This window comes from Methylobacterium iners (genome assembly GCF_022179305.1).
GTDB lineage: Bacteria > Pseudomonadota > Alphaproteobacteria > Rhizobiales > Beijerinckiaceae > Methylobacterium > Methylobacterium iners.
The window spans coordinates 1-5,686 of the sequence record NZ_BPQP01000171.1 but is presented as its reverse complement, the minus strand read 5'-3'; the positions used below and the strand labels follow the sequence as shown (position 1 = coordinate 5,686).

6 protein-coding genes and 4 pseudogenes are annotated in these 5,686 nt (G+C 56.3%); 4 read left to right on the top strand and 6 right to left on the bottom strand.

Annotated elements, in window-relative coordinates:
- Positions 1–9 precede the first annotated feature (9 nt).
- Genes MFF55_RS26670 through MFF55_RS26660 form a run of 3 tightly spaced genes read right to left on the bottom strand, consistent with a single transcriptional unit; the run spans position 10 to position 996 of the window.
- Positions 10–327, bottom strand: coding sequence for an ATP-binding protein (locus MFF55_RS26670; protein WP_238247261.1), 318 nt, complete (start codon positions 325–327; stop codon positions 10–12).
- A 24-nt stretch (positions 328–351) separates the two neighbouring features.
- Positions 352–846 (bottom strand): Mu transposase domain-containing protein, encoded by a 495-nt coding sequence (locus tag MFF55_RS26665; protein ID WP_238247259.1) that lies wholly within the window; start codon positions 844–846, stop codon positions 352–354.
- A 3-nt stretch (positions 847–849) separates the two neighbouring features.
- Positions 850–996 (bottom strand): hypothetical protein, encoded by a 147-nt coding sequence (locus MFF55_RS26660; RefSeq protein ID WP_238247257.1) that lies wholly within the window; start codon positions 994–996, stop codon positions 850–852.
- A gap of 112 nt (positions 997–1,108) precedes the next feature.
- On the opposite strand from MFF55_RS26660, the pseudogene MFF55_RS26655 reads away from it, so the two are divergent.
- A pseudogene (locus tag MFF55_RS26655) lies at positions 1,109–1,276 on the top strand (ATP-binding protein); the annotation flags it as partial.
- 3 nt (positions 1,277–1,279) lie between these two features.
- On the opposite strand, the pseudogene MFF55_RS26650 reads toward MFF55_RS26655, so the two are convergent.
- Positions 1,280–1,443 (bottom strand): annotated as a pseudogene (locus MFF55_RS26650) (transposase); the annotation flags it as partial.
- 141 nt (positions 1,444–1,584) lie between these two features.
- Between MFF55_RS26650 and MFF55_RS26645 the strand changes: the two are divergent.
- Positions 1,585–2,241: a hypothetical protein gene (locus MFF55_RS26645; RefSeq protein ID WP_238247265.1), complete on the top strand. Its 657-nt coding sequence runs from the start codon at positions 1,585–1,587 to the stop codon at positions 2,239–2,241.
- Between the two features lie 18 nt (positions 2,242–2,259).
- Positions 2,260–2,436 (top strand): annotated as a pseudogene (locus MFF55_RS26640) (integrase core domain-containing protein); the annotation flags it as partial.
- A gap of 35 nt (positions 2,437–2,471) precedes the next feature.
- Here MFF55_RS26640 and MFF55_RS26635 read toward each other — a convergent pair.
- Both MFF55_RS26635 and MFF55_RS26630 read right to left on the bottom strand, forming a co-directional pair.
- Positions 2,472–2,999, bottom strand: a pseudogene (locus tag MFF55_RS26635) (IS5 family transposase); the annotation flags it as partial.
- Between the two features lie 281 nt (positions 3,000–3,280).
- Complete coding sequence (locus MFF55_RS26630; RefSeq protein WP_238247255.1) at positions 3,281–4,168, bottom strand: ATP-grasp fold amidoligase family protein; 888 nt, start codon at positions 4,166–4,168, stop codon at positions 3,281–3,283.
- A gap of 670 nt (positions 4,169–4,838) precedes the next feature.
- Here MFF55_RS26630 and MFF55_RS26625 point away from each other — a divergent pair.
- The gene (locus MFF55_RS26625) at positions 4,839–5,120 is read left to right on the top strand and encodes a MucR family transcriptional regulator (protein WP_306421484.1); all 282 of its coding nucleotides are present in this window, start codon (positions 4,839–4,841) and stop codon (positions 5,118–5,120) included.
- The last annotated feature ends 566 nt before the right edge of the window (positions 5,121–5,686 follow it).

The window sequence follows — 5,686 nt, the reverse complement described above, 5'->3', positions numbered from 1 at the left end:
ACCGCGGGATCAAACACCTAGCCTCAGCGAAGCTTCGGGACGACGGTGCTGGTACCGTCTCAATCTTAAACGCAAGCCGGGGGCGAACCGCGCACCAACGCGGCGTTCACAGGCGAGGGGTTCAGGTCGAACTCGGTCGGCCAGCGTCTTCAGGACCGGGAACTTGGCGTTGCCCATGCAGTAGGCCGTGGCCCGGCTCTCGACGTCGGCCAGCTGTGCGGCCAGCAGATCGCCCACGACGCGCTCCGGCGCATGCCCGCGCTTGCCGGCCTGCGTAATGATCTCGTCGTAAGCGGCGCGCATGCGGCGCAGCTTGAGCTTTACCATCAAAGCGTTAACTGTGCCGCTCCATCACACCATCTCCAGAGCTCGCGGAGCGTCGTAGCGAGCACAATTGGCCGCGGGCTCGACGCCGAGGGTCAGGGCTGCCGGCGTCGCCACCGGCGCAGGCGGGAGGCTCTCACGGCCGCGCGAGAGCAGGTTGAGCACCGCATCGGCGCTGAACAGGCGTGCGGCCAGTGCGGCCGCCTCGACAACTTCCAGGCTCACCTCAGGCACCGCCGAGAGGATCGAGACGAACTGCCGGTGGCCGTCGACGTGGTTGCGAAGCCGCTCGCGGATCCGGGCGATCCCGCAGGGCAGATCCCAGTCGCGGAACGGCTCGCCGTTGCGCAATGCTCCGGGCTTGCGGGCCAGCACCGGCAGGTAGTGCCAGGAATCGTAGACGGTCTGATGGCGGCCGAAGCAGCGCACATGCTCGGCCACAGTGTTGCCGTTGAGGAAGACGCAGATGCGGTCGGCATAGGCACGCAGCTGCACGTGTCGCCCGGCGGCGTGGGCGGCCACCGACTAGCGATTGTAGTCGTAGCGCACGAGGCAGGTCTTGGAGGCGACCACCTCGACCTCGTGGAAGCCGTCGAACGCGCCACGGTAGGGGATCAGAGCCGGCCGATCCTCGGCCTCGAAGACCGCCTGGACGGTGCGGTCGGGTTGCACCGGATGCGCCGCGGTGAGAGCCCAGAGCCGGCACTGCTCTTCCAGCCAGTAATTAGGTGGGCCAGCGTCTCGAAGCGCAGCACCGGCTTAAAGAAGCGGTTGCGTGCGGTGCGTACGCGACCTGCACCAGGGCAACTTCCTCACCGACAACCGCAACGCCGTGCTGATTGGCGGCACAGGTTCGGGCAAGACGCATCTGGCCATCGCCATCGGGGCGAACTGCGTGCGCGAGCGCGAGGCGCGCGTGCGCTTCTTCAACACGGTTGATCTGGTCAACCAGCCGGTACTCGGCCGGCACGTCGCGCCAGCGGCAACCCACCTTGAGTACGTGCAGATGCCCGAGATCACCCGCCGGTCGTCCACGCGCGGGCTGCCCGGCAGCCCGCGCGGCAGGTGCGGCTCGATCACGGCCCAGGCGTCATCGGACAACCAAAACAGACGTGCCATCGCCACCTCCCGCGTGAGCGAACCCAATCACAGGAGCAAAACGCAAATCAGCGCAGTTCGTTGTATGAGGCCCCTACCGGAACCCAGGACCTTACACGTTTCGCAACGCGTGGCTGTTGCCGGAGGAGCGTCCGTTGCATTATGGGTTATCAAATTCTCGGTTGGTCGCTAAACAATGAGAAATGCTTGGTGCCAAGGTGGCAGTTTCTGCCGCACGATCATCGTTATTTTTCAGCCCCATCTATCATGAAATCCAAATTTCCCCGTCATTTAGGTATCATTGCGAGAGCCTTCAGGCCTCGGTTGGCATTTCTTGCCGCTGGCGCTTCAGCCTTAACCTTCGTTATGATTATCTTTTTCTTGACCCGGTCGCCACCACATCGCCCAACAAGCACTTTCCCCCTGGCGCCGTCACCATCAAAACGTGAAGATTTATACAATCAGTCTAGCAAATGGATTGAAGGGAGCAAGCCTCTATCATCAGATACTTTTATCAAAGTCATGCCTCCAACCATCCCAAACTTGAATTCAAGTGAAGTGGTGCAAATTATAATAAAAGACATTGACGGCCGCTGGACAGATGGAACAACAACATTGACCATAGACGCTAAGCGTCTGCGGGCGCGCCTGGCGAGCGGCAGCGATGCGCTAACACAGGATATGATCGTGCGTGACGTTAGCGGCTTGATGATGGTCATCGACATAGGTCCACGACGCCTGTTCCTTCTCCGCCGTCCCGACACCCTGGCGGTCGGCAGCGGGGCACTCGCTAATCCCGCGGAGTTGCGGCGGGATTAGTCCAAGCCAGAAGTGTGGCCAGAGATGATCTCGAAGGCACTGCGCCGGTGGGTCGCCAAGACCGGCCCGCAGATTCAGTACATCTCCCCGGGCTCCCCATGGGAGAACGGCTATTTAGAGAGCTTCAACGGCGAACTTCGTGACGAATGCCTGAGGCAGCAGATCTTTTACTCGCTCAAGAAGGCGCAGATCGTAACGGGCTATGCTCTTGACCTGGGCTGTCTGAATTAGCCCCGGTCCGCCACGACCCACATCGGCACGCCCGGCAGATGGTCGAGCAGAGGCAGCGCGTGTGGGAGTTCATGAGCCTGCCCGGGCGCGATCTGGAAGGCGATCGCCCGGCCTGAGCCGTCGGCGACCACGCAGGCTTTCGTACCAAAGCCGCCACGAGACCGGCCAAGCGCTTCAACTGCGTTTTGGCTACAGCTTGAGAGCCCCTTTTCGGACAGCCCCAGCCGCCTTCTGGTGAGCGCGCACGCCCGTGCCGTCGAGAAACACGATGCCGAGGCAATCCCATGTTCTTGCACCAGAGCGAGCAGGCGCTCCCACACGCCGAGCCGCGACCGGCGGATGAAGGTCTGCGCCGCCATCCACCACGGCCCGAGATCGACGGGGAGCGAGCGCCACTTCGCTCCGTTCTCGTGCCGCCATAGGATCGCGCTGATCGTCCGGCTCAGGTTCGAGGGCGGCACCTTGGAATGCGGGCCGCAGGCCTCAAGCAGAGGCCCCAGCACCGCCCCCTGCGCGTTCGACAGCATCGTCATCCTCCGGCTCCAACCAGAGGACAACGTGCTCAGGTGCTAACAGACCCTAACCACCTTCAGTAGCACGCCGATTTAGTTGGTCATCGTATCAGCGCACCTTCCGACTATCGCCGCAAGACTCACGTCAAGCGCCGTCTTGTTGTCATGACACCGTCATCGAGGCGCCGCGCTACTCGGGCCTGCAGAGCACGTCGAGTACATCTTGCGCGTCTTGAACGAACCGCGTGACCATTAACTCATCGCTTCCGCGTAGAGACGTTAAGAAATACAAGTCTTCAAGAACAAAATTGACTTTGATCGGTGAAAAACACCTCATCTTTATCAAATAGTTTTGCCCAGTGAAGATCAAGCTCTTTCGGGGTGAACCTTATTAATCCTGCACCAGGAGTAAACGTCAACTCGCCAAAGTAGATCTTACTACCGATTAAAAACAGGTCTACTCTAACATAGTTTATATTTTTTGATAGCTGATCCGCTACTTCGAGCATCTCAACAACGTTATAAGGTTTAGCAATACTAGAAGGATCTGCAGATTTCAAACCATGGCTCAGAGGTATCGGCCTCCAATCAACATCAAAGAAATTGACTTTGTGGTCGCCAAAACGATTGCTGTGTATTTGAAAAAACTGTGTGAGGTGACCACCTTTGCGAAAACAGTGAATTTTAAAATCGTTTGCAATTCGCGATCCATCACGAAGGAGCATTTCAAACATAATCTTCGGCTTGATGTTAGAGTAGTGCCGTTCCCTGTATCGGCCGTAATAATTCTGTTTTAGCCACCCGCCAGCAATGTTTCTGAGATCTATGACGTCGTTCCTCCGTTTCCCAGAAACTAATTCCACCCACCCGGCACCGTGGTTGGCTTTCATTACATATTCGTTAGGTAAATTGTCGAAATTTATGCCTTCAATGTCGTCAGTCACGTCATAGATAGGAACCAAATGCTTCGACCCAACTTTCTCTGATACAAATCTACGAGCAGAGACCTTGTCTGACAATTCGCTAAAAATTCGCTGTGGGTAGAGGCGGCGATAAGCAACTCGTTCCGAAAACGTCGATTGCCGTTGTAAGTTTAATAATCGTCTGTGACAAACCGTGTGTGAAGCATGAACTGCGAGCTCGTCATTGGCGACATACTTGTTGATAAAGCGAGTTAAATTCATATTTTAACATATCTCCGTAGGTTTTGAAAATTATTGGCGAAAATCATATTTCAAACCGGATGCTCTCAAAGAGGTATAACACATGTTAATATCAGTGCTGGGAGCGCTCGTCTAAAATGAGTACACAAATGATATTGTAGGTAGAACAATTGCTCGAATCTTGTTGCTTCATAGCCTGGTAACCGACGAAAATCAAAATGTAAAAACGCCAAAGTTTTGGGCACGCCTCAACTAATTTCGAGTGGGGCTGAAACGACCCCGCTGCAGCAATTTCAACGCTGGGTAGCACACCTGAGCGGCCATTCGTTGACGCAGCTCGATCGCGTTTCGTGGCTCCACACTTCACATTTTTGTGAATTATGAATGAGCTGTAGCGTTATCAGCTAAGGATTTTTGTCATTCGCTTGATCTCAGATGATGTCTCATGAATGTGGAGGCACGTTAATCAGGATGCGAGGTGCGGAATGTCAGATGTACTAGACGCTCAAGCCGCTCAGCAGATAGTGGCTGTCGAACTGACAATCTAGATCGTCTCACCCTTTGTGTCTTATAACGCCGTCCCGACCTCCGGCCTTACTGACCTTATCCTGTCTGTTCACTCAGGGTTGCTCAGCCTTGGTAAGCCGCCTGCGTCTTCGGGGGGTCGGTTACGAATGCGACAGCCGCGCAGATCAAGAAGTCGATCACCGATCAGGGGCTAATTAGCTTAGAGGATGGCAGAGCCTATAAGCCGCTCAAGCGCCACCTGACGGGGCGGGGCCTCTCGCCAGATAGCTACCGAGCCAAGTACGGTCTTCCGCCCGATTATCCGATGACTGCTCCTACCTACTCGGCGGCGCGCGCAGCGCTCGCCCAGAGCATAGGCCTTGGTCGGAAGGGAGAAAAGCCTACGGCGAAGTCTGCCGAGGTCGCCGAGACAATCTCCGAAGTTGCTACCACTCGTGCCGGTTAGGAAAAGCTTAGGCAGCGAAGGAAATTTTAAAAAGGCAGCTATTGCAATTGCAAAAGCTTCTATCGCCACAGCATGGCAGACCAGAATACAACGAGATCCGTGTGGTAACGGTATGTGACGTGCGCGGTCGTACCTGGCCGCATCACTCGGTTTGACGAGCCGCCGTACTTTGGCGTGTGGACGGCTTGGGACTTCCCAGTTTTCGCAAGATTGACACACGGGCTTCAGCCATGGGCTTAAGCATGCCACTCCGATCCAAAATGAACTCGTGTCCACGAGACCCTATGACACCTCGGAGCAAAATGCTCAGTGCGCCGCAAGCTCAGAAAAATCGCGACGCACACTGCTGCTAAGCTGCTACCGAAGGGCACAGCAAGTGCAGCTCCCAAGACGCCGTAGCTCCATACCGCTGCAGCTGTGACTAGACCTCCGACGAGGCCTGCGAAAACCATCGGGATCATTTACAATCCTCCGATCGAACCCACGTCTTCTAATTTAACAAGTGGAGATTGCGACGGTTGGTTTAACTTACCCGCATGCGCTTTAGTGCCGCGCTCTAGAGCGGC